Raw genomic sequence first — 22,690 nt, forward strand, 5'->3', positions numbered from 1 at the left:
GAACAGGAGAAGGGAATGACGACGTTTGAAAAAATCACTGCGCTGCTGGATCAGCAGCAGGCCAGCTACCGCGTGGTGGAACATGAGGCGATAGGGCAGACCGAACAGATCAGCCAGATACGCGGTAACCTGCTGGGTCAGGCGGCCAAAGCGATGGTGCTGGAAGTCAGCATGCCGGATGGTGCGCCGTCGCGTCAGCTGCTGGCGATAGTGCCGGGCGACTGCCGGATCAATTTCAAAAGTGCGGCGCGCGCCATCGGCGGCAAAAAATCCTCTTTCGCCGCTCCGGAGCTGGCGCAGGCGCTGACGGGCTGTGTGATGGGCGCGGTGCCGCCATTTAGTTTTGATGACCGGCTGGCGCTGCGGGTGGATACCCGGCTGCAACAGGTCGGAACGTTATGGTTTAACGCGGGCGAGCTGGATAAGTCGATCGCGCTGGCTGTAGATGATTATTTTCGCATCGTGGGTGAAGGCTGCTGTGCCGATATCGCGACCCCGATTGCGGTCACCGCCTGACGGCAGGACAAGGAGTTTCTGATGTCGGTAAAAGATATGCTGTTAGCGCTGTGCGTGGTGGTGGCGTGGGGCGTCAATTTTGTGGTGATTAAGCTGGGGCTACAGGGTATGCCGCCTTTTTTGCTCGCCGGGCTGCGTTTTACCCTGGTCGCCTTTCCCGCCATTTTCTTTGTGCGCCGCCCGCCGATTCCGCTGCGCTGGCTGGTGGTTTATGGCATGACCATCAGTTTTGGTCAGTTCGCCTTTCTGTTCCTGGCGATCAAGCTCGGCATGCCTGCCGGTCTGGCCTCACTGGTGCTGCAGGCGCAGGCATTCTTTACCCTGTTGCTGGGCGCGCTGTTGCTGGCGGAGAAGCTGCGCTGGAATCATATCGTCGGGATTATCATCGCTACGCTGGGGATGTTTTTGCTGGCGACGGCAGGCATGGAAGGGCAGACCAGCGCCGGTATTACGCTGACCACCATGATGCTGACGCTGTCGGCGGCGCTCTCATGGGGGCTGGGTAATATCACCAATAAGATTATTATGCGAAACCGTAGCGTACCGATCATGTCACTGGTGGTCTGGAGTGCGCTGGTGCCGATCGTTCCTTTCTTTGCCTGTTCGCTGCTGTTTGATGGTCAGGCCGCCATCGTTAACAGCCTGCTGCATATCGGCCTGCAGACCGTGCTGGCGCTGTTCTATCTGGCGTTTGTCGCCACCATTGTGGGTTACGCTATCTGGGGGAATCTGCTGAGTCGCTACGAAACCTGGCGCGTCGCGCCGCTGTCGCTGCTGGTGCCGGTGGTGGGGATTATTACCGCCGCGCTGGTGCTGGATGAGCATCTCTCCGGGCAGCAGATGCTGGGTGCGGTGGTGATTATACTGGGGCTGCTGGTCAATGTGTTTGGTGGCGTGCTGGGTCAGCGCTTAGCGATGCGAACGCAGTCGTAAGGACAAGTCCGCCTTCAGATATAAGGGCAAAAAAAACGCCGCTAACGCGGCGTTTGTCATGGTTACTTCAGAATCTCAATACGGCGTGGTTTCGCCTCTTCCGGCACCAGGCGTTCAAGATCGATGCTCAGCAGACCATTTTCGAGACGGGCATCGCGCACCACAATGTGGTCGGCGAGCTGGAATTTACGCTCGAAGTTACGCTCGGCGATACCCTGATACAGGTATTTACGCTCGGTCTGCTCTTCAGGATGGGCACCCCGCACGATCAGCACGTTATCGTGCGCCGTGATATCCAGTTCGCTCTGAGCAAAACCGGCCACCGCAATAGTAATGCGATAGTGATTTTCATCGACCAGTTCAACGTTATAGGGAGGATAGCCGCCATTGCTCTGATTCTGATTAGATTCGAGCAGGTTAAACAGGCGATCAAAACCGATAGCAGAGCGATAAAGTGGGGTGAGATCAAAATTACGCATATTAAGACTCCTGAATTTCAGCAAGTTTTGGCAACCTTCCACTACTGGACAGGCTGGATACGGCACCCCACTGTCCCTTGCGGCAACGGTGAGTGCGTCCGTAAACTAAAAATGGGTGCCACAAGACCATTTTCAAGAGGGCGAAATGCAATTTTTTTCGCCAAATTGTGGAAATGGCATACACTCAGGACTACTTTTGCCAGACCCAGACGGACTTCGCCCCAGAGTGTTGACGTTGTCTGGCAAGCAAACTCAGCCAGGCTTATGCCATGACTGAAGGGATGATGATGATGAAATTGATGAAGACCTTACCTCTGGCTGGAGTGGTGTGCTGCGCAATGGCAACAACCGGCTGTTCCAGCGTGATGTCTCACACAGGTGCGAGTCAGGGCTACTATCCAGGCACCCGTGCCAGTGCTGATATGCTGTCCGATGGTGATACCAGCTGGGCGCTGAAGCCGCTGGCGTTAATCGATCTTCCTTTCTCTGCCGTGCTGGATACGCTGCTGCTGCCGTGGGACTACTACCGCAGCGACAAAGATAAATCTCTCGACTCTCCACGTGAACGCATCCTGCAGAGCGAAAGGCTGGCGCATACGCAGGAAAGCCTGGCGCAGGCGCAGCCTATGCCTCCTATGCGGTCACTGCCGCAACCGTAAAGAGTTGCCGCCAGCCATTCACCTCACGCATATAAGCAATCTGTGTACCATCAGGTGACCAGACCACCGCGTCACCTGATGGCGCCTCTTCCGTTCTGCGGGTCAGACGCTGACATGCGCCGCTCTCAACGTCACATCGCATCACGCTGTTATCGCAGATAAAAGCGATCGCCTGGCCGTCAGGATGCCAGCTAAAGGCGGACTGAATGCTGTGGCTGAGTCGGGTGATCTGACGCGGTTCGCCGCCGTTGGGGGAGACCGTCCAGAGCTGGATCACCTCTGCGGCATCCGCCATCAGAAATGCTATCTGGCTGCCATCCGGTGCGGTGCGCAGCCAGTGGCGAGGTTGCAGAGCCACACCACGGCTGTGCGTCAGGCGACGCTGCTGCACGCCAGCCGGTGGCGCAGGTAGCTGCTGGCTGCTGCCCTCCAGCGGCATCTCTCCGGCGCGGGCGTAATCCTCCAGCGCATCAGGCAGATCAACAATAAAAACTTCAGGCCGTTTTTCACCCTGCGCCGTCAGCGTGTCGCCAATAAAGGCGATCGCCCAGCGCTGCCAGCTGCCGTCCGGCTTCTGGTAGCCACGCTCACCGACCCAGCACTCCTCACAGGCACGATTAATCTGGTCACTGCCTGGCAGCGGTTCCGCATGCGTCTGGCTCACCAGCAGGCAAAAAAAGGTGCCGTCATATTCGCGCGGATGCTGCTTTTCAGGCGTTACAGCGCAAAGGGGCACCGCGATGCCGACGTTGCGCAGATCGAGCCGGCTATCCAGTTCGTGCATCACGTGGTCATTGTAGGTAAAGCTCAGGCGAGAACCGTCGGGACTGAAGACATGTACATGCGAGCCGCCACGCAGCGCGCCAGGAGTAAACGGTGGCGTGATATCGCAGGCATCCAGATTCACCGCCACACCGCTCTGAACGATCACCCCGCGCCGGTGGTGGAAGTCATACCGCCAGCTGGCATCGGGATGTTCCGGGCCATGAATGCAGACGTAGCGCGGTGGCAGATCGGGACTGACCGTGACGACGCCGACATGGGCACCATGCCGGGCCTGATAGAGCACCTCCACCTCACCGGTCATCACATTGACCCGCTCAATGGTCTGGCTGGTAAACGACGCGCCCGATGGACGAACGTCAAACGCCAGCCACTGACTGTCGGCAGTCCAGACATTAATATTGGTGAGCTGATGCTGACGGGCAGCAAAGGTGATCTGTTTTTCTGACATGATGAAACCCGCGGAGAAAGAGTTGCCCGACAAATTACGCGATTCTGTTTTGCGGTGCAGCTTTTTTGCCGGGTTAAGGGAGCCGGGCCGTAGTGGCCCGGCAGAGAACGGGCCGTTACAGCACTAACTCTTCGATGGCATGCGCGACGCCATCTTCCATATTGGTTTTGGTGATGAACTGAGCAATTTTCTTAACAGAGTCAATGGCATTCCCCATTGCGACACCCGTTCCTGCGTATTCAATCATCGCCAGGTCATTCTCCTGATCGCCAATCGCCATCACTTCTTCCTGCTTCAGGCCGAGCTTCTCAGCCAGCATTTTAACGCCCTGGCCTTTATTCACCCGACGATCGAGGATTTCGAGGTAATAAGGCGCGCTCTTCAGGATGGTGTAGGTCTGCTGAGCATGCCCGGGCAGGCGGGCAATTGCCGCGTCGAGCAGAGCGGGCCGGTCGATCATCATCAGTTTCGGGAAGCGCATGGCACGATCCATCTCCTCCACCGCGCGGTAGCGCACCGGAATGCCGGTCAGGCTCGCTTCATGGATGGTGTATTCGCTGATGTCTTTGTTAGGGGTATAGAGATGGGTTTTGTCGAATGCCTGGAAATGTACGCCAAGCTCACGTGCCAGGTTCTCGATGTAGAGGTAGTCGTCAAAGGTCAGCGTCACTTCCGCCACGCACTCACCATCTTCGGCCTGATGAACCAGCGCACCATTGTTGCTGATCGCGTACTGGCCGGGCGTCTGCATATCCAGTTCCATGAGATAGCGCTGGATACCCACAAATGGCCGGCCGGTGGTCAGAACAATCGACACCCCTTGCTGACGGGCGCGATCCAGGGCGGATTTCACCGCCGGTGTGATCTCATGTTGCGGGTTGAGCAGGGTGCCATCCATGTCGATAGCGATCAATTTAATAGCCATAGAGTCCTCGTAGCGTCTGGGTTTTATTCAATGCTAGCGCGATTCAGCGCACATTGACCAGTTTCATGGCAGGCGAGAACGGCCAGCTGATAGCCAGCTTCAGGCGGTAAAGAGATCGCGGTGGATTTTAATCACGGCTTTTCGGATTGTTGCGGGTTCGCCAGGGGCGCAGCAGGGACGATGAATATCGTGCGGGAAAAAGAGCGCGAACATGCCGGGCATCAGCGTAATCACTGACTCATTCAATATCTTCTGATAAAAAACGACGTCTCGCTGCTGGGCAAAATCTTCGGTGATTTGCTGGTCGGGATGGGCGCGGGCCACGCCAATATTTTCGGTGCCTGCCAGCAGATACTGAATATCGATGTAGTTGAAGTGGGACTCCGCTTTGCGTGCGCTGGCCGGTTCGGTCATCATCTCCTGCACCAGACAGAACATTTTGTTGTCGGGCAGGATCTCATATTTGCCGGTTTCCAGCTGGCTGAAATCTGTGCTGGCAATCCAGCTTATCGCCTGATCGACCACCGGATGAAAGGCGTGACGTTCTCTGTCCCAGTCGTGACGATCGCAAACAATCATGGTGTAACTCCCTGTGTTGAATGGTGCGCGGTAAATGCGCAAAGAGGGGCAAGAGTAAGGGAGCTGACCGGGTTAAAACGTGATCTTGATCGCAGCCTGTGGGCAGCAGGACGCGGCCTGGCAGGTTTCCGCTCGTACGGCACAAAAAAAAGGCCATCACCTGGGTGATGGCCTTTCATCTCTGATGCCGGTTAAATATCGATATTGGCGGCTTTCAGCGCATTTTCTTCGATGAAGGCGCGGCGCGGTTCGACCGCATCGCCCATCAGGGTAGTGAACAGCTGATCAGCGCCAATCGCATCTTTAATGGTGACGCGCAGCATGCGACGGCTGTCTGGATCCATGGTGGTTTCCCACAGCTGCTCCGGGTTCATCTCGCCCAGACCTTTGTAACGCTGGACCGAGAGGCCGCGACGCGACTCTTTAATCAGCCACTCAATCGCCTGTTCGAAGCTTGCCACTGGCTGACGACGCTCGCCACGCTCGATGTAAGCATCTTCTTCCAGCAGACCACGCAGTTTGCCGCCCAGGGCGCAGATTTTGCGGTACTCAGGACCCTGAATGAAATCAGCATCCAGCGGATAGTCAGTATCTACACCGTGGGTACGGACGCGCAGTACCGGCTCGAACAGGTTTGATTCGCGGTTTTCACGCACCTGTGCCAGATAGGTGCTGCCATGCGCTTCGCGTTCAGTCAGATAGCTCACCAGACCATTCAGCCAGGTTGTAACCTCCGCTTCATTGCTCAGGTCGCTCAGCGTGTCGTGATAAATCATCGCACGCAGCATGGCCATCGGATAACGGCGCTCCATACGCTTGATCATCTTCTGGGTGCTGTTGAAGTCAGTGACCAGCGTCTCCAGCGGCTCACCGCCCAGCGCCGGCGCGCTGGCATTGGTGTGCAGCGTCGCACCATCAAGGGCGATAGCGATCTGGTATTGATCCATCGCTTCATCATCTTTGATGTACTGCTCCTGCTTGCCTTTCTTCACTTTATAGAGTGGCGGCTGGGCGATATAAACGTGGCCGCGCTCAATGATTTCAGGCATCTGACGATAGAAGAAGGTCAGCAGCAGGGTACGGATGTGCGAACCATCGACGTCGGCATCGGTCATGATGATGATGCTGTGATAGCGCAGTTTGTCCGGGTTGTACTCGTCGCGACCAATACCGCAGCCCAGCGCGGTGATCAGCGTGGCCACTTCCTGGGAGGCGAGCATCTTGTCGAAACGCGCTTTCTCAACGTTAAGAATCTTACCTTTCAGCGGCAGAATCGCCTGGTTTTTACGGTTACGGCCCTGTTTGGCCGAGCCGCCTGCGGAGTCACCCTCCACCAGGTAGATTTCAGACAGCGCCGGGTCGCGCTCCTGGCAATCCGCCAGTTTGCCTGGCAGACCCGCCAGGTCCAGCGCGCCTTTACGGCGGGTCATTTCACGGGCACGGCGTGCCGCTTCACGGGCACGGGCGGCGTCGATGATTTTGCCGACTACAATTTTGGCGTCTGATGGGTTTTCCAGCAGGTATTCAGCCAGCAGTTCATTCATCTGCTGCTCAACTGCTGTTTTCACCTCGGAGGAGACCAGTTTATCTTTGGTCTGCGAGGAGAATTTAGGATCCGGCACTTTCACCGAAACCACAGCGATCAGACCTTCACGGGCATCATCACCGGTGGCGCTGACTTTAGCCTTCTTGCTGTAACCCTCTTTTTCCATATAGGCATTGAGGGTACGGGTCATCGCTGAACGGAAACCGGCGAGGTGTGTACCGCCATCGCGCTGTGGGATGTTGTTGGTAAAGCAGTAGATATTTTCCTGGAAGCCGTCGTTCCACTGCAGCGCCACTTCCACACCAATGCCATCTTTCTCGGTAGAGAAATAGAATACGGTAGGGTGAATCGGGGTTTTGTTTTTGTTGAGGTACTCAACAAACGCCCGGATACCGCCTTCATAGTGGAAGTGATCACTTTTACCATCACGCTTATCATCCAGACGAATCGACACGCCGGAGTTCAGGAATGAGAGTTCACGCAGGCGTTTCGCCAGGATGTCATACTCAAAATCGCGCACGTTGGTAAAGGTTTCGTGGCTCGGCCAGAAACGCACACGGGTCCCGGTAATGTCGGTCTCACCCGTCACCGCCAGCGGTGCCTGCGGTACGCCATGGACGTAAATCTGCTGATGCACTTTGCCTTCGCGACGAATGGTCAGCTCCAGCTTCTGCGACAGGGCGTTAACCACGGAGACGCCCACGCCGTGCAGGCCGCCGGAGACTTTATAGGAGTTATCATCGAACTTACCGCCAGCATGCAGCACGGTCATGATCACTTCAGCGGCAGAGATGCCCTCTTCTTCGTGAATACCGGTAGGAATGCCGCGTCCATCATCCTGCACCGATACGGAGTTATCGGCATGGATGGTGACCACAATGTCACTACAGTGACCAGCGAGCGCTTCGTCGATTGCGTTATCCACGACCTCGAATACCATGTGATGCAGACCGGTACCGTCATCGGTATCGCCGATATACATGCCCGGGCGTTTGCGTACCGCATCAAGTCCTTTCAGGACTTTAATACTTGAGGAGTCATAAGAATTCGACATCAACGTTTCTCGCTCATTTTAATCTTCAGGTTGAACCGCTATTTTACCCTGTTCCACGCGGAACATCTTGCCCTTTTCGTCGGTCATGTCGATTACATGTCCGGCAGAAATTGCGCTGACAAACACCTGAGCCTGAGTGGCTTTTAACCGTTCCGCCAACAGGCGTCGGCGGCTCTCATCCAGCTCAGAAGCAAAGTCATCAATGAGGTAAATACAGCGGCGTCCGCTCTGGCTTGTCAGGAACTCGCCCTGTGCCAGACGCAATGCACACATCAGCAGTTTTAACTGCCCGCGTGAGAGTAAATCTTCTACCGGCGTCCCCTCAGCCCGAATACGAAAATCCGCTTTATGGGGGCCGCTGGCGGTATAGGTCAGTGCGCGATCGCGCTCGAAGTTACGTTCCAGCAGTTCGGCGTAGTCGCTCTCTTTGTCCCAGCCACGCTGGAATGAGAAGCGCAGCTCAAATTCCGGCAGAAACTGGCCACAGGTGGCGGTGATTTCCGCGGAAATCGCCGCACTGTATTCCGCCCGCCACTGGCTGATCTGTTCAGCCAGCGGGACCAGCTCCTGATCCCAGGGACGAATCTGGCTGTAGCGTGAGACCTGGCGCAGCGCCGCGTTCCGCTGTTTAAGCAGGCGGCGCATGTTGTTCCAGGCGTTAAAAAAGCCGGGGGTGTTATGAAAGCAGCCCCAGTCGACATAGGCTCTGCGATATTTGGGGCCGCCATTCAGCAAACTAAAGCCTTCAGGGGTGATTAACTGCATCGGCAACAGCTGCGCCAGCTCCGCGACCTTGTGACCATCGCTGCCATCAATGCGCACTTTGCTGTCACCGGCCCGGTTTTTTGTCAGCCCGACTGAAATTTCCCGCTCTTTGTTTTCCAGACGTCCATGCAGCACAAACGCCGCCTCATCGTGACGAATCACGCGCCCCGCCTGCAGGCTGCGAAACGAACGGCCATGCCCCAGAGTATGAATCGCCTCTAAAACGCTGGTTTTACCACTGCCGTTGGCGCCGACCAGGAAATTAAAGCCGGGTGCCAGCTGCAGGTCAGCCTGCTCAATATTACGAAAATCTTTGATAAGAAGGCGGGTTAAAGCCATGAATCAATCCAGCGTGAAGGGCAATAAAGTTTTTGGCCTGGCGATCCAGGGCGTCAACGGCAAAGCAGGTTTGCCCGATACCCCAGTCACCAGGCCGTCGGCGTCGCCGCCAGTCTGGTTCCGGCCAGCGCGCAGGCCCTGGGAGCATACTGAAGTATGTGACCAGGGGTGAGCACTGCCCGGAATCAGAATGGCAAGTAAGCCAGGCCGATATATTCTACAAGCGCATGGGCATGACGACATAGGCCGCTGCCGGGCTCGCCACATCCTCAATCTGCACGCTTGACACCGAATCGGTCAGCAGCAGACGGACGTTTTCGCACTTCAGCGCGTTCAGCACATCCAGCACGTAACTGACGTTGAAGCCAATCTCCAGTTCTGTGCCGTTGTAGCTGACATCCAGCATCTCTTCCGCTTCTTCCTGTTCAGGGTTATTGGCGGTGATCTTCAGCTGATTTTCGGTGATATAGAGGCGAACACCGCGGAACTTCTCGTTAGAGAGGATAGCGGCGCGGGCAAAGGCCTGTTTGAGCAGATCGCAGCCCGCTTCCAGTGCTTTGTCCGGATTCTTCGGCAATACGCGACGATAATCGGGGAAACGGCCATCAACCAGCTTAGAGGTAAAGATGTAGTCGCCGACATGCGCACGGATATTGCTGCCGCCAATCTGAACCTGCAGCGGGGTATCGCCGCCATCCAGCAGACGCAGCAGTTCAATCACGCCTTTACGCGGCACAATCACCGAATGACTCGGCAGCGCCTGACCAATCGGCATGGAGCAGACAGCCAGACGGTGACCGTCAGTGGCCACGGTGCGCAGCTCTTCCCCTTCGGTTTCGAACATCATGCCGTTGAGGTAGTAACGCACATCCTGATGCGCCATCGAAAACTGGGTCGCTTCAATCAGCCGTTTCAGCGTTGCCTGCGGCAGGGTAAATTCAACTTCACTCTGCCAGTCGTCAAGATTCGGGAAGTCACTGGCGGGCAGGGTCGACAGCGAAAAACGGCTGCGGCCAGAGCGCACCAGCATGCGATCGCCTTCCAGTGCCAGAGTAATTTCTGCGCCATCCGGCAATCCGCGACAGATATCGAGGAATTTACGCGCCGGAACGGTGGTGGATCCAGGCTCATGTGCCTGAGTCAGCGCCACGCGTGCGACCATCTCCATTTCAAGATCGGTACCGGTCAGCAACAGCGAACCTTCAGTTACCTGCAGCAGCAGGTTTCCGAGGATCGGCAGCGTCGGACGACCACCCAGGGGGCCACTTACTTGTTGCAGCGGCTTCAGCAGCTGCTCACGTTCAACAATAAATTTCATAGCGTCAGGAAGATAATGTTCTGATGAGATTAGAGAAATCTTCTTTGATATCGTGGCTCTCTTCACGCAGCTGCTCAATCTTGCGGCAGGCATGAAGCACCGTCGTATGGTCGCGACCCCCAAAAGCATCGCCAATTTCTGGCAAGCTATGGTTGGTTAACTCTTTCGCCATCGCCATCGCCATCTGGCGCGGACGTGCCACCGAGCGCGAACGGCGCTTGGAAAGCAGATCCGCCACCTTAATTTTGTAGTACTCAGCCACGGTCTTCTGAATATTATCGATGGTGACCAGCTTTTCCTGCAGCGCCAGCAGATCGCGCAGCGCTTCGCGCACGAAGTCGATGGTAATCGCCCGGCCAGTAAAGTTGGCATTGGCGATCACGCGATTCAGCGCGCCTTCCAGCTCACGCACGTTAGAGCGTAACCGCTTGGCAATAAAGAAGGCGACTTCACCCGGCAGACGGATGTCGTTCTCATCCGCTTTTTTCATCAGGATCGCCACACGCGTTTCCAGCTCAGGCGGCTCGATTGCCACCGTTAAACCCCAGCCGAAACGTGATTTAAGACGATCTTCCACCCCGTTGATCTCTTTTGGATAGCGATCTGAGGTGAGGATGATCTGCTGGTTGCCCTCTAATAAGGCATTAAAGGTGTGGAAGAACTCTTCCTGCGATCGCTCTTTATTAGCAAAGAACTGAATGTCATCGATCAGCAGCGCATCTACCGAACGGTAGTAGCGTTTGAACTCTTCAATCGCATTGTTCTGCAGTGCTTTAACCATGTCCTGTACGAAGCGCTCGGAGTGCATATAAACCACTTTTGCATTGGGTTTACGGGCAATGATGCCGTTGCCCACCGCATGCAACAGGTGCGTTTTACCGAGACCGGTGCCGCCATACAGAAAAAGCGGGTTATAAGCGCCGCCTGGATTATCCGCCACCTGACGTGCCGCCGCGCGCGCCAGCTGGTTAGATTTACCCTCGACGAAGTTATCGAAGTTATGACGGTTGTTCACATTTGAGCGATAGGTGACGTCGGCCGGAGCCGGGACATTATCCCAGCTGGGACGCATGATCTGCGTCGGGGCCGGACGAATATGGCTCTGTACGGGCATCACGGGCGCGCTGACGCTGGCCATTACGGGCTGGCTGACCGCTGCCGCCTGCTGCTGAACCGGGCGCGTTCCCACTTCAAAACGCAGGGCGGGCACGTTTGGACCGCAGAATTCATTCAGCAGTGCATTGATACTATTAAGGTATTTGTCCCGAACCCAGTCGAGTACGAAGCGATTTGGAGCATACAAGGCAAGCGTATTGTCGTTTAACTCAGCCTGTAGTGGACGGATCCACATGCTGAATTCGGTGGCAGGAAGCTCATCCTGCAAACGGGCAAGACACTGTTGCCAAAGCGTAAGTGACACGGCGGACTCCACTCGTACAAATTCGAAAAGAATAGTAGGCGTTACTCTAAGAAACGTTCATTTTTGACACAGACGCTAAGAAAGCGCCTGCGACCGCTATCAGCGGTTTTCCGTCCTGCAATCACCGGAGGATCGTCAGCGGAAGGGCGGATCATAGCGCAAAGCGAGGCAGAGATCTTCCCTTTCTACACAGTTTTGATCCTTTTTATCCACAGGCCAGAGGCGCGCAAAGAAGTTTACGCCAGTTGCGGGAAAAACCAGCAGGGATCTGGCGCAATCCATTAAAATTTCGGGCGACATCTCATTTTATCCCCAGGATCCGGCAAGCCGATCGCAATAAGATCCCGTGCGATCCTTGCGCTTTAGTGCGGAGCCCGTATAATTCTCCACCCGACATTGAGCCATCAGGCGCAAAGTCGGGACTCTGCGGGCTGTATGCGGGTTTTCAGGCACTATGACACGCGAAGTAAATTGACTCGGGACTGTACAATTATTACAATCCCGCCTCTTTATTAAAGACACATTGAGGCGTAGGTCGATTTTCTGGCCCGAAACGCGTCACCCAGTGAAAATTTTCAAGTTTAGGTAGAAACCGCCATGAAACGCACTTTTCAACCGTCCGTACTGAAGCGCAACCGTTCACACGGTTTCCGTGCTCGTATGGCAACAAAAAATGGTCGTCAGGTTCTGGCACGTCGTCGTGCTAAAGGCCGTTCTCGTCTGACCGTTTCTAAGTAATAAAGCAAGCCCTGATGGGTAAGCTCGCATTTCCCAGGGAGTTACGTTTGTTAACTCCCACTCATTTCACTTTCGTCTTCCAGCAGCCACAACGGGCTGGCACGCCGCAAATTACTATTCTCGGCCGCCTTAACGCGCTGGGGCATCCCCGCATCGGTCTCACCGTCGCTAAAAAACATGTGAAACGCGCTCATGAACGCAACCGGATCAAGCGATTGACCCGCGAAAGCTTTCGTCTGCGTCAACATGAACTGCCGTCGATGGACTTCGTGGTGGTCGCGAAGAAGGGGGTTGCCGATCTGGATAACCGTATGCTGGCGGAAGCGTTGGAGAAATTATGGCGTCGTCACTGTCGCCTGGCGCGCGGCTCCTGATCGTCCTGATACGCGTCTATCAACGCGGCATCAGTCCATTACTGGGACCACACTGTCGGTTTCACCCGACCTGCTCTCATTACGGAATTGAGGCATTACGCAGGTTCGGCCTGATAAAAGGCAGTTGGTTGACATTAAAACGCGTATTAAAATGCCACCCCTTGAACCCGGGTGGTGACGATCCTGTGCCGCCAAAAACCTTTGATACCAGAGAACATTAACGATGGATTCGCAACGCAATCTCTTTCTCATCGCTTTTCTGTTCGTGACCTTTATGATCTGGCAAGCCTGGCAGACGGACCACGCTCCGCAGCCACAGCAGACGCAGACCACACAAGGCACAAACAGCGTAGCGGGTGATACCGCCAGTCAGGGTGTACCGGCCAGCGGTCAGGGCCAGACGATCACCGTTAAGACTGATGTCCTGTCATTGAATATCAACACCCGAGGCGGTGATGTTGAACAAGCACAGCTGCTGACTTTCCCGGACAAACTGGGTTCTAACCAGCCGTTCCAGCTGCTTGAAACAACGCCAGCGTTCCTTTATCAGGCACAGAGTGGTTTGACCGGTCGTAATGGCCCGGATAACCCGAACAACGGCGCGCGTCCGCTGTTCAACGCTGCGCAGGATCACTTCGAGATGGCTGATGGCCAGTCCGAACTGCGTGTGCCGATGACCTACACCGCTGAAAATGGCGTGGTTTACACCAAAACCTTCATCTTCAAGCGTGGCGAATATGCCGTTAATGTCGATTATCATGTCAACAACACCACCCAGCAGCCGCTGGAAGTGTCGCTGTTTGGCCAGTTGAAGCAGACCATCGATCTGCCTAAGCATCGTGATACCGGCAGCAACAACTTTGCTCTGCACACCTTCCGTGGCGCGGCCTACTCCACCAGCGAGTCGAAATATGAGAAGTATAAATTCGACACCATCGCGGATAACGAGAACCTGAACGCCACCACCAGCAATGGCTGGGTTGCGATGCTGCAGCAGTACTTTGCAACGGCATGGGTTCCGCGTACCGAAGGCACCAACACCCTTTACACCAGCAACCTGGGTAATGGCGTGGCGGCGATTGGCTATAAATCTGCACCGGTCACCATTGCCGCGGGCGCACAGCAGAATCTGGGTGCAACGCTGTGGGTCGGTCCGGAAATTCAGGACAAGATGGCAGCGATTGCGCCGCACCTTGATCTGACCGTGGATTACGGCTGGTTGTGGTTTATCTCTCAGCCGCTGTTCAAACTGCTGAAATTTATTCACAGCTTCATCGGTAACTGGGGCTTCTCCATTATCGTGATCACCTTCATCGTGCGCGGCATCATGTACCCGCTGACCAAAGCGCAGTACACCTCGATGGCGAAGATGCGCATGCTGCAGCCGAAAATTCAGGCGATGCGTGAGCGTCTGGGTGATGACAAGCAGAAGCAGAGCCAGGAAATGATGGCGCTGTATAAAGCAGAGAAAGTGAATCCGCTGGGTGGCTGTCTGCCGCTGGTGATTCAGATGCCAATCTTCCTGGCGCTCTACTACATGCTGTCAGGCTCGGTTGAACTGCGTCATGCGCCATTTATTCTGTGGATCCATGACCTGTCAGCGCAGGACCCGTACTACATCCTGCCGATTCTGATGGGCATCACCATGTTCTTCATTCAGAAGATGTCACCGACCACCGTGACCGATCCGATGCAGCAGAAGATCATGACGTATATGCCGGTGATTTTCACCGTGTTCTTCCTGTGGTTCCCGTCAGGTCTGGTGCTGTACTACATCGTCAGCAACCTGGTCACCATTCTCCAGCAGCAGCTGATTTATCGCGGCCTGGAAAAACGTGGTCTGCATAGCCGCGACAAGAAGAAAGCGTAAGCGATCCAGAGCGGGAGCAATCCCGCCCTAAAATAGTCTATTCTCAGGCGGTCAAAGCGACCGCCTGTGTTTTTTGTAGCGAGAGAAAATTTATGAGCCACAGCGATACCATTGTTGCCCAGGCGACGCCGCCCGGACGCGGCGGCGTAGGCATTCTGCGCGTCTCTGGCGCCCAGGCGGCAGAGGTTGCCCGCCAGCTGCTGGGCAAACTGCCTAAGCCGCGTTACGCCGATTATCTGCCGTTCACCGATAGCGATGGCCGCGTGCTGGATCAGGGCATTGCGCTGTGGTTTCCTGGTCCTAACTCTTTTACCGGTGAAGATGTGCTGGAGCTGCAGGGCCACGGCGGCCCGGTGATCCTCGATCTGCTGCTGAAGCGCATCGTGGCGCTGCCGGGTGTGCGTATCGCCCAGCCGGGTGAGTTTTCAGAGCGTGCGTTTCTGAATGACAAGCTCGATCTGGCGCAGGCCGAAGCGATTGCTGACCTGATTGATGCCAGCTCTGAGCAGGCGGCGCGTTCGGCCGTGAACTCCCTGCAGGGCGTCTTCTCCACCCGTATCAATCATCTTGTGGAAGCACTCACTCACCTGCGGATCTATGTCGAAGCCGCTATCGACTTCCCGGATGAGGAGATCGATTTCCTCTCTGACGGCAGAATCGAAGCGCAGCTGAATACGGTGATCGGCGATCTGGATGCCGTTCGTGCCGAAGCGCGTCAGGGCAGCCTGCTGCGTGAAGGGATGAAAGTGGTGATTGCGGGCCGGCCTAATGCGGGCAAATCGAGCCTGCTGAATGCGCTGGCAGGCCGTGACGCTGCCATCGTCACGGATATTGCAGGCACCACCCGTGACGTGCTGCGTGAGCATATTCATATTGATGGCATGCCGCTGCATATCATCGACACCGCCGGTCTGCGTGAGGCCAGCGACGAAGTGGAGCGCATCGGGATTGAGCGCGCCTGGCAGGAGATCGAACAGGCTGACCGCGTGCTGTTTATGGTGGACGGCACGACGACCGATGCCACCGAAGCGGCGGCTATCTGGCCCGATTTCGTCTCCCGTCTGCCGCCCGAACTGCCGATTACCGTGGTCCGCAACAAGGCGGATGTCACCGGGGAGTCTCTCGGTCTGACAGAAGTAAATGGTCACTCACTGATTCGCCTGTCGGCACGCACCAGCGCGGGCGTGGATGAGCTGCGCGATCACCTGAAGCAGAGCATGGGCTTCGCCGGCAATATGGAAGGTGGCTTCCTGGCGCGTCGCCGTCATCTGCAGGCGCTGGAGCTGGCGGCAACGCACTTACAGCAGGGTAAAGCGCAGCTGCTCGGTGCCTGGGCCGGTGAGTTACTGGCGGAAGAGTTGCGTCTTGCCCAGCAGGCGTTAAGCGAGATCACCGGCGAGTTCACTTCTGACGATCTGCTGGGTCGCATCTTCTCCAGCTTCTGTATCGGTAAATAACCGTGCTGGCCTGATAGCGTCCTGCTGTCAGGCCAGATTTCCTGCCACGCTGCTCCCCTGTTATTCCCGCCTCTGCGTTGATTCTTGCTGATATGTTATTTTGCGGCGGCACGGCATTGCCGTATAACGGTTGAAGCGCCGATCTGACATGCGGCGACGGATTGCGGTGAATAATCCCCGCCTCATCCCGCCGCGTCGGACCGGACGCAAACCCACTACGTGAACACCGTTGGTCGAACTTTTTCGCCTGAAACAGGAGAGTTGCATGAGTACACCGCTCGACACTGCCGCACTGGACACGCTGTTTAATGATGCCCGCACCCACAGTTACTGGCAGGCTAAGCCCGTCGATAACGCCCTGCTGGAGCAGCTCTATGCCCTGACGGCACTGGGCCCGACCTCGGCGAACTGCTCGCCTGCGCGATTTGTTTTCGTGACCTCGGCGGAAGGCAAAGAGAAGCTGAAACCGGCACTCTCTTCCGGCAATCTGGAAAAAACCATGAGCGCGCCGGTCACAGTGATTGTGGCCTGGGACCGTGAGTTCTATGAGCAGCTGCCCGCCCTGTTCCCGCATGCTGATGCGCGCAGCTGGTTTACCGGCAGCCCGGAAGCGGCAAAAGAGACCGCTTTCCGTAACAGCAGCCTGCAGGCGGGCTACCTGATTCTGGCGGCGCGTTCGCTGGGTCTGGATGCCGGTCCGATGTCCGGATTTGATCCGGCCAAAATCAATGACGCCTTTTTCCCCGACGGTCAGTATCAGGTTAACCTGCTGATTAACCTCGGCTATGGTGATGCATCAAAACTGCATCCGCGCCTGCCGCGACTGAGCTTTGAGCAGGCGAGCCGTTTCGCCTGATGCTGCCCGCGTCGCGATTCGAATCGCGACGCGGATGACCTTATAAACAGCGTGTCACAGCGGCGCAGCATTTTCTGCAGGCGTCCCCTGATGAAACACCATTCGCCAGTTCTGACCTTCGCACAGCCAGTGTGAGGCGCGCAGTGCGGCCCGGCTGCCATCGGCATCACAGCTCTGGTAGTGCAGTATCAGACTCATCTCGCCCGTGCTCACCAGCTGAAAGTTACTACTAAGCATATCGGGAATCGCATCTTCTTTTATCAGCGCCGCGATGGTCTGCGCGCGAGTCACAAAGCGTCCTGAACGGGTTATCTCATAAAAGTCAGGATGGAGTATCTGCTCCAGCCACGCCAGTTCCCGTCGCCTGGCACTGTGCAGGCTGCGCTCTCGTTTCACCATTTCGTCCAGCAACATGGCTGACCCTCCTGTTATTCTGTGCTGACAGGCAGCGGCAATAATTCTTTTAAGCTGTTGAAGGTGGGCATTGTGATGTTCCTGGCCGGTCAGCTCTCCCTCGCGATTCTGCTCATCCTATTCCGAATTTACCCCTATCTGTGCGTTGCCAGGTGCATTAAGGTAAGAAAATTCCTACAATGCTTCTGATGATTATCTGACCATTTTCACGGAGCGACAGATGGCTGGTCATTTTGTACGCTGGACGGGCGATCCCGGCTTCCCGGCTAATGATTTACGCATTCCCCAGGCTATCACCGACACGGCACAGCAGTTTGCTGACAAACGCCGTGGGCGATTTCTGGCCGCGCGTACCCTGCTGGCACAACTGATGCTACGGGTTTATGGCATTGGTGAACTGCCGCGCCTGCTTATTCAGGGCAACGGACGCCCCGTTTTTGCTGACAGCGATCTGCCCGATTTCAGCATCGCCTATGCGGGCAATACGGTGGGTGTGCTGCTGGCCGAAGAGGGTGGACGTGCCGGTCTGGATATGGAGATTGTGCATGCCAGAAGCCGTCAGACTCAGGAGCAGCTGATTCAGGGATTAACCTCGGGCGAGATCGCCTGGATCAATGCCCAGCAGGATGCCATGGAGGCGGTGACGCAGATCTGGACATTACGCCAGAGCATTCTCAAGCTGACGGGAGAGGGCGATCGGGGACTGGATTCGCTGCGCCTGTTGCCCGGTGCGGGTCGGCTGCGATCTTCACTCTATCCCGATATTCAGGTGGTGTGCGACGCGGAGCCCATGCTGGTCTGGTCGTGTGCGCTGTCGTCTGCGACTCAGCGTCTGCATCTGTGGGAGATGGATAACGCCTTTCAGTGGCACGCATTACGCGAAATAGAGATGGGTAAGCCCAACATCGGGCCTCATGCTTTGCGGCTGACCAGCCTGCCCAGCGAGCGCAGCCTGCATCCTGAAATGTAAAAAGCCGCAACCCGAAGGTTGCGGCCCTGAATGCGCTTAGTGCGCGTCTACAAAAACAATCTTCAGCACAAACAGCAGAGCAACAATCACTACGCAGGGGCTGATTTCACGCCAGCGGCCAGTACCCAGCTTCATGACGCAGTAAGCGATGAATCCCAGCGCAATGCCTTCGGTGATGGAAAAGCTGAAGGGCATCATGGCGGCGGTCACAAACGCCGGAACGGCTTCGGTCAAATCATCCCAGCGTACGCGCGACAGGCTGGCAGTCATTAATACCCCAACGTAAATCAGCGCGCCCGCAGCGGCGTAGGATGGCACCATCGCGGCCAGCGGTGACAGGAAGGTCACCAGCAGGAACAGCAGGCCGGTGACCACGGCCATCAGGCCGGTACGGCCACCAATCGCCACGCCCGAGGTGCTTTCGATATAGGCGGTCACGGATGAGGTGCCCGCCAGCGCGCCACTCACTGAACTGATGCTGTCGACATAGAGCGCCTGCTGCATGCGCGGGAAAGTGCCGGTTTCATCAGTCAGTCCCGCTTTATCGGTGACGCCGATCAGCGTGCCGGAGGAGTCGAACAGATTAACCAGCATAAAGGAGAAGATCACGCCCGCCATGCCGATGTTGAACGCGCCTTTGATATCCACCTGGCCAACCACAGAAGTAATGGAAGGCGGCGCAGAGAAAAGGCCGACAAACTTCACGTCACCCAGCATCCAGCCGATAGCAGTGGTAACCACCATCGAGATCAGCACTGCCGCGTGGATATTGCGTGATGCCAGAATAGCGATGATAAAGAAGCCCAGCGCGCCCAGCAGTACGCTGTGCGAGGTCAGGTTCCCCACGGCCACCAGGGTATCGGGATTCGGCACGATAATACCGGCATTCTTCAGCCCCATCATGGCGATAAACAGGCCGATACCGGCGGTAATGCCGACGCGCAGGCTCAGCGGGATATTAGCAATCATCCAGTAGCGAACCCGCAGCAGCGTCAGGATCAGCAGGCCGACCGCACCCCAGAAGATCGCGCCCATACCCACCTGCCACGAATAGCCCATCGCGCCAACCACCACAAAGGCGAAAAAGGCGTTCAGCCCCATTGCGGGCGCCAGCGCCACCGGCAGATTGGCAAACAGTCCCATCAGAATGCTGCCAAAGGCGGCAATCAGACAGGTGGTCACAAACACCGCCTGGGTATCCATGCCGGCGACGCCGAGGATCTGCGGATTGACGAAGACGATGTAGACCATCGTCAGAAAGGTGGTGATACCCGCGATCACTTCGGTGCGCACCGTGGTGCCATGTTCCTGCAGCCTGAAGATGCGCTGCAAAACGCCTTGCTTGCTCATGCCATCCATCCAGAAGAAAAAATCATCGGCGCGTATCCTGGCGATTTTACCGGGGCAATACAATGATTTTTCGCAACCGATTGCCAGTCTCGCAATCTGCGCTGAGTGCGGTAGAGTGTGGAGCATACCCCTGAATCGAAGGATAGAGTCTGATGTCAGTAGAATGCGTCTTTTTTGATTGCGATGGCACGCTGGTGGACAGTGAGTTGCTCTGTACCCAGGCCTACGTCAACACCTTTGCCCGTTACGGCCTGGAACTGTCGCTGCAGCAGATGTTTGAGAAGTATAAGGGCGTCAAACTCTACGACATTATTCGTGACGTTGGCGACGCGCATCAGGTGACGCTACCGATGGAAGAGGTGGAGACCGCCTATCGCGCAGAGGTCGCGCGGCTGTTTGATCAGCAACTGCAGCCCATCCCGGGCGCGAAAGCGCTGGTTGAGCAGATAAAGGTGCCGATGTGCGTGGTTTCAAACGGGACGGTAAAAAAGATGCAGCACTCGCTGGGCTTAACCGGCATGCTGCCGCTGTTTGCGGAGCACCTCTACAGCGGCTATGACATTCTGCACTGGAAGCCCGATCCGGAACTGATGTACCACGCGGCGGAACAGATGCAGGTGCCGATTGAGCGCTGCATTCTGGTGGATGACTCCGAAGCGGGCGCCCGCGCCGGTATCGCCGCCGGCATTCCGGTCTATTACTACTGCGCTGACCCGCACAACCCTGAACTGGATCACCCCCTGGTGACGCGCTTCGATGATATGGCGCAACTGCCTGCGCTGTGGCGCGCCCGTGGCTGGGATCTGGTGTAGCCCGGGCCAGCATGACACATACCGTCTGGTTTTTAACCCTGCCCGGCGTGATGGCGCTGGATCTCACCGGCCCGGCCGAGACGCTGAAGCTGGCGGGCGAACACTTTACGCTGCGCTACATCGGCCCGCAGCCGGAGGTGGTCTGCTCCACCGGCATGACCATTGGCGGCATCGAACCGTTACCTGAAAAGTTGCCCGCCGGGAGTCTGCTGGTGGTGCCAGGCGTCTATGACTCCCAGGTCTGTTACGCCACGCCGCAGGCCGGAGAGGCTCGCGACTGGCTGATGCGCCAGCACGCCGCGCTGCGCGCGCAGACCTTTATGCTGGTCTGCGTCTGCTCGGGAGCGCTGCTGGCGGCGCAGGCAGGCATGCTGGATGACGTGCTCTGCACCACCCATCATGATGTGATTGCCCGCCTGAAAGCCGCGGCCCCGCGCGCACGGGTGCAGGAGAACCGGGTGTTTGTCGGGCATGAGAATATCTGGACCAGCGCAGGCATCACGGCGGGAATCGATCTGGCGCTGCATCTGATTAATCAGCTCTGTGATACGCAAACCGCGCTGGCGGTAGCACGGGAGATGGTGGTCTGGTTTCGCCGTGCCGGTGACGATCCGCAACTTTCGCCGTGGCTGCGTTACCGCAACCACATGCATCCGGCCATTCATCGGGCGCAGGATCTGATGATTGCCCATCCTGAGCACGGCTGGACCCTGACCGAGCTGGCCGGACGCACGCATGTCAGTAGCCGCCATCTGGCGCGGCTGTTTCGCCAGCATCTGGGGATTAGCGTGCGTGAATACCATGAGCAGCTGCGGGTTGGCGTGGCACGCCAGCGTCAGCAGCAGGGTGAATCTGCCGAAAAAGCGGCGCTGGCGGCGGGGTTTTCATCGGCGCGCCAGCTACGGCGCGCCCGCCAGCGTGAAGCCGATCAGCTGACAAAGTGACGGGTATCGACGCGTTTCAGTGCCATACCCAGCAGCAGGCTGCCGCCCAGCGTCAGCCCGAACACCCAGGGCAGGTCGAGCCACGGACGTGACATATCATCGTAATGATGCGTTCGCAGGTAGTGAATGAACAGCGCATGAAAGCCGTAGATCGGCAGTGAATAGCGTGCAATCACCGTTAAACCCGGCAGCGTGCGCTGGTTCAGGCTGTTTTTAAACACGATCAGCAGGCTGATCGCGGCAATAAATACCAGCGGTCCGCAGTAGAGATACCAGGTGTCATTAAACGCCCCATTGACGATCAGCGCCTGTTTCGTCCCCAATGTAATGCCAATCACACAGGCGATAAACAGTCCGGCAGCCAGCGGCGTCAGGCCGCGCCGGGTCGTCTCCATCGTGCCGATAGCCCGTCCCAGCAGCGCATAGAGCAGGTAGTAGATACTGTCACCGCTGACATAGAGATTAACCGGCAGAAAGTGAAATGGCCCCAGCGACTGGCTGACCGTATTGGGATTGGCGAGCACCACCAGCACCAGCACCAGCAGCGCCACGTAGCGCGCCTGCACGGTTTTTACCTGGATCAGGGGCGACAGCAGATAGATGCCGATCAGCGCAAAGAAGAACCACAGGTGATAAAACACCGGCTTCTGCAGCATCTTCAGGATTGATCGCCCTTCGCTGATGGGGGTCAGCCAGGTGATATAGGCCAGCGATACCGCGCTGTAGAACAACAGACAGAGCACCAGCCGGAGCATATGGCGCGGCTGGGCGCTGCGTTCGCCGAAAAACAGATAGCCGGAGATCATAAAGAACAGCGGAACACAGACGCGTGATGCTGAGTTCAGCAGATTAGCCGCATCCCAGGTGATGCCAGTCACCGCCATCGGCCCGGTGATATACCAGGTGGTGGTATGAATCACGATCACCATCAGACAGGCAACCGCGCGTAAATTATCGATCCAGTAAATCTTCTGCGGCATGGCATCCTCTTGCGCATAGCGTCCGTGCGCAAAAGGGTAGCCAAATGCGACCAGAGCAACAACTGCTGCCAGCAGGATTCGGAGCCATCTGTATGCCAGCGCACTGAATCACTGCGAAAACGCGCCGGTAGCGCCTGGGATTTACGGCTGCACATCGC

At 56.7% G+C, this 22,690-nt stretch carries 23 protein-coding genes; 12 read left to right on the forward strand and 11 right to left on the reverse strand.

What is annotated here, in order from left to right; genetic code table 11:
- The first annotated feature begins 15 nt into the window (after positions 1–15).
- Positions 16–516, forward strand: a complete 501-nt coding sequence (locus EPG66_RS16580; protein WP_010258916.1) for a YbaK/EbsC family protein — start codon at positions 16–18, stop codon at positions 514–516.
- 21 nt (positions 517–537) lie between these two features.
- Positions 538–1,449, forward strand: a complete 912-nt coding sequence (locus tag EPG66_RS16585; RefSeq protein WP_031591030.1) for an EamA family transporter — start codon at positions 538–540, stop codon at positions 1,447–1,449.
- Positions 1,450–1,511: 62 nt separating this feature from the next.
- Here EPG66_RS16585 and ibpA read toward each other — a convergent pair whose 3' ends face one another.
- Complete coding sequence (gene ibpA / locus EPG66_RS16590; protein ID WP_010258920.1) at positions 1,512–1,928, reverse strand: small heat shock chaperone IbpA; 417 nt, start codon at positions 1,926–1,928, stop codon at positions 1,512–1,514.
- A gap of 290 nt (positions 1,929–2,218) precedes the next feature.
- On the opposite strand from ibpA, the gene EPG66_RS16595 reads away from it, so the two are divergent.
- Positions 2,219–2,587, forward strand: a complete 369-nt coding sequence (locus EPG66_RS16595; RefSeq protein ID WP_223564587.1) for a YceK/YidQ family lipoprotein — start codon at positions 2,219–2,221, stop codon at positions 2,585–2,587.
- Here EPG66_RS16595 and EPG66_RS16600 read toward each other — a convergent pair.
- The 7 genes from EPG66_RS16600 to dnaA form a co-directional block, all read right to left on the reverse strand.
- Positions 2,562–3,821 carry a YidR family protein gene (locus tag EPG66_RS16600; RefSeq protein WP_182687568.1) on the reverse strand — a complete coding sequence of 420 codons (1,260 nt, stop codon included), beginning with the start codon at positions 3,819–3,821 and terminating at the stop codon, positions 2,562–2,564. The genes EPG66_RS16595 and EPG66_RS16600 overlap by 26 nt on opposite strands.
- A 115-nt stretch (positions 3,822–3,936) precedes the next feature.
- Complete coding sequence (yidA, locus tag EPG66_RS16605; protein ID WP_010258924.1) at positions 3,937–4,746, reverse strand: sugar-phosphatase; 810 nt, start codon at positions 4,744–4,746, stop codon at positions 3,937–3,939.
- Positions 4,747–4,845: 99 nt separating this feature from the next.
- The gene (locus EPG66_RS16610) at positions 4,846–5,325 is read right to left on the reverse strand and encodes a NanQ anomerase/TabA/YiaL family protein (protein ID WP_031591036.1); all 480 of its coding nucleotides are present in this window, start codon (positions 5,323–5,325) and stop codon (positions 4,846–4,848) included.
- A 191-nt stretch (positions 5,326–5,516) separates the two neighbouring features.
- On the reverse strand, positions 5,517–7,925 hold the full coding sequence (gyrB, locus tag EPG66_RS16615; RefSeq protein WP_031591038.1) for a DNA topoisomerase (ATP-hydrolyzing) subunit B: 2,409 nt from the start codon (positions 7,923–7,925) through the stop codon (positions 5,517–5,519).
- Positions 7,926–7,943: 18 nt separating this feature from the next.
- A complete protein-coding gene (gene recF, locus EPG66_RS16620) occupies positions 7,944–9,029 on the reverse strand; it encodes a DNA replication/repair protein RecF (RefSeq protein ID WP_010258927.1) in 1,086 nt (361 codons plus the stop codon).
- Between the two features lie 217 nt (positions 9,030–9,246).
- Positions 9,247–10,347 (reverse strand): DNA polymerase III subunit beta, encoded by a 1,101-nt coding sequence (gene dnaN / locus EPG66_RS16625; RefSeq protein ID WP_010258930.1) that lies wholly within the window; start codon positions 10,345–10,347, stop codon positions 9,247–9,249.
- Positions 10,348–10,351: 4 nt separating this feature from the next.
- Positions 10,352–11,767 carry a chromosomal replication initiator protein DnaA gene (dnaA, locus tag EPG66_RS16630; RefSeq protein WP_031591042.1) on the reverse strand — a complete coding sequence of 472 codons (1,416 nt, stop codon included), beginning with the start codon at positions 11,765–11,767 and terminating at the stop codon, positions 10,352–10,354.
- A gap of 597 nt (positions 11,768–12,364) precedes the next feature.
- On the opposite strand from dnaA, the gene rpmH reads away from it, so the two are divergent.
- The 6 genes from rpmH to EPG66_RS16660 all read left to right on the forward strand — a co-directional run bounded on the left by rpmH (position 12,365) and on the right by EPG66_RS16660 (position 17,062).
- Positions 12,365–12,505, forward strand: a complete 141-nt coding sequence (gene rpmH / locus EPG66_RS16635) for a 50S ribosomal protein L34 (protein WP_003849659.1) — start codon at positions 12,365–12,367, stop codon at positions 12,503–12,505.
- A gap of 14 nt (positions 12,506–12,519) precedes the next feature.
- Positions 12,520–12,879, forward strand: coding sequence for a ribonuclease P protein component (gene rnpA, locus EPG66_RS16640; RefSeq protein ID WP_008926396.1), 360 nt, complete (start codon positions 12,520–12,522; stop codon positions 12,877–12,879).
- Positions 12,843–13,100 (forward strand): membrane protein insertion efficiency factor YidD, encoded by a 258-nt coding sequence (gene yidD / locus EPG66_RS16645; protein WP_008926397.1) that lies wholly within the window; start codon positions 12,843–12,845, stop codon positions 13,098–13,100. The genes rnpA and yidD overlap by 37 nt, the downstream gene beginning before the upstream one ends.
- Positions 13,101–13,102: 2 nt before the next feature.
- On the forward strand, positions 13,103–14,749 hold the full coding sequence (gene yidC, locus EPG66_RS16650) for a membrane protein insertase YidC (RefSeq protein WP_010258933.1): 1,647 nt from the start codon (positions 13,103–13,105) through the stop codon (positions 14,747–14,749).
- A gap of 92 nt (positions 14,750–14,841) precedes the next feature.
- The gene (mnmE, locus tag EPG66_RS16655) at positions 14,842–16,206 is read left to right on the forward strand and encodes a tRNA uridine-5-carboxymethylaminomethyl(34) synthesis GTPase MnmE (RefSeq protein ID WP_010258935.1); all 1,365 of its coding nucleotides are present in this window, start codon (positions 14,842–14,844) and stop codon (positions 16,204–16,206) included.
- Between the two features lie 265 nt (positions 16,207–16,471).
- The gene (locus EPG66_RS16660) at positions 16,472–17,062 is read left to right on the forward strand and encodes a malonic semialdehyde reductase (protein WP_031591047.1); all 591 of its coding nucleotides are present in this window, start codon (positions 16,472–16,474) and stop codon (positions 17,060–17,062) included.
- A gap of 54 nt (positions 17,063–17,116) precedes the next feature.
- Here the strand turns inward: EPG66_RS16660 and EPG66_RS16665 are convergent, their stop codons facing one another.
- Positions 17,117–17,476 carry a nuclear transport factor 2 family protein gene (locus EPG66_RS16665; RefSeq protein WP_182687570.1) on the reverse strand — a complete coding sequence of 120 codons (360 nt, stop codon included), beginning with the start codon at positions 17,474–17,476 and terminating at the stop codon, positions 17,117–17,119.
- Between the two features lie 220 nt (positions 17,477–17,696).
- On the opposite strand from EPG66_RS16665, the gene EPG66_RS16670 reads away from it, so the two are divergent.
- On the forward strand, positions 17,697–18,446 hold the full coding sequence (locus EPG66_RS16670) for a 4'-phosphopantetheinyl transferase family protein (protein ID WP_039390391.1): 750 nt from the start codon (positions 17,697–17,699) through the stop codon (positions 18,444–18,446).
- A gap of 36 nt (positions 18,447–18,482) precedes the next feature.
- On the opposite strand, the gene EPG66_RS16675 is transcribed toward EPG66_RS16670, so the two are convergent.
- On the reverse strand, positions 18,483–19,796 hold the full coding sequence (locus EPG66_RS16675) for an NCS2 family permease (protein ID WP_010258938.1): 1,314 nt from the start codon (positions 19,794–19,796) through the stop codon (positions 18,483–18,485).
- Positions 19,797–19,948: 152 nt separating this feature from the next.
- Here EPG66_RS16675 and yieH point away from each other — a divergent pair, with 152 nt between their 5' ends.
- Entirely contained in the window at positions 19,949–20,608 is a 660-nt protein-coding gene (gene yieH / locus EPG66_RS16680; RefSeq protein WP_010258939.1) for a 6-phosphogluconate phosphatase, read from the forward strand.
- Between the two features lie 11 nt (positions 20,609–20,619).
- Positions 20,620–21,552 (forward strand): GlxA family transcriptional regulator, encoded by a 933-nt coding sequence (locus EPG66_RS16685; RefSeq protein ID WP_143991295.1) that lies wholly within the window; start codon positions 20,620–20,622, stop codon positions 21,550–21,552.
- Here EPG66_RS16685 and EPG66_RS16690 read toward each other — a convergent pair.
- Entirely contained in the window at positions 21,537–22,532 is a 996-nt protein-coding gene (locus EPG66_RS16690; RefSeq protein WP_083070440.1) for an acyltransferase, read from the reverse strand. The genes EPG66_RS16685 and EPG66_RS16690 overlap by 16 nt on opposite strands.
- Positions 22,533–22,690 lie beyond the last annotated feature (158 nt).

The organism is Pantoea pleuroti, from assembly GCF_014156615.1.
GTDB lineage: Bacteria > Pseudomonadota > Gammaproteobacteria > Enterobacterales > Enterobacteriaceae > Pantoea > Pantoea agglomerans.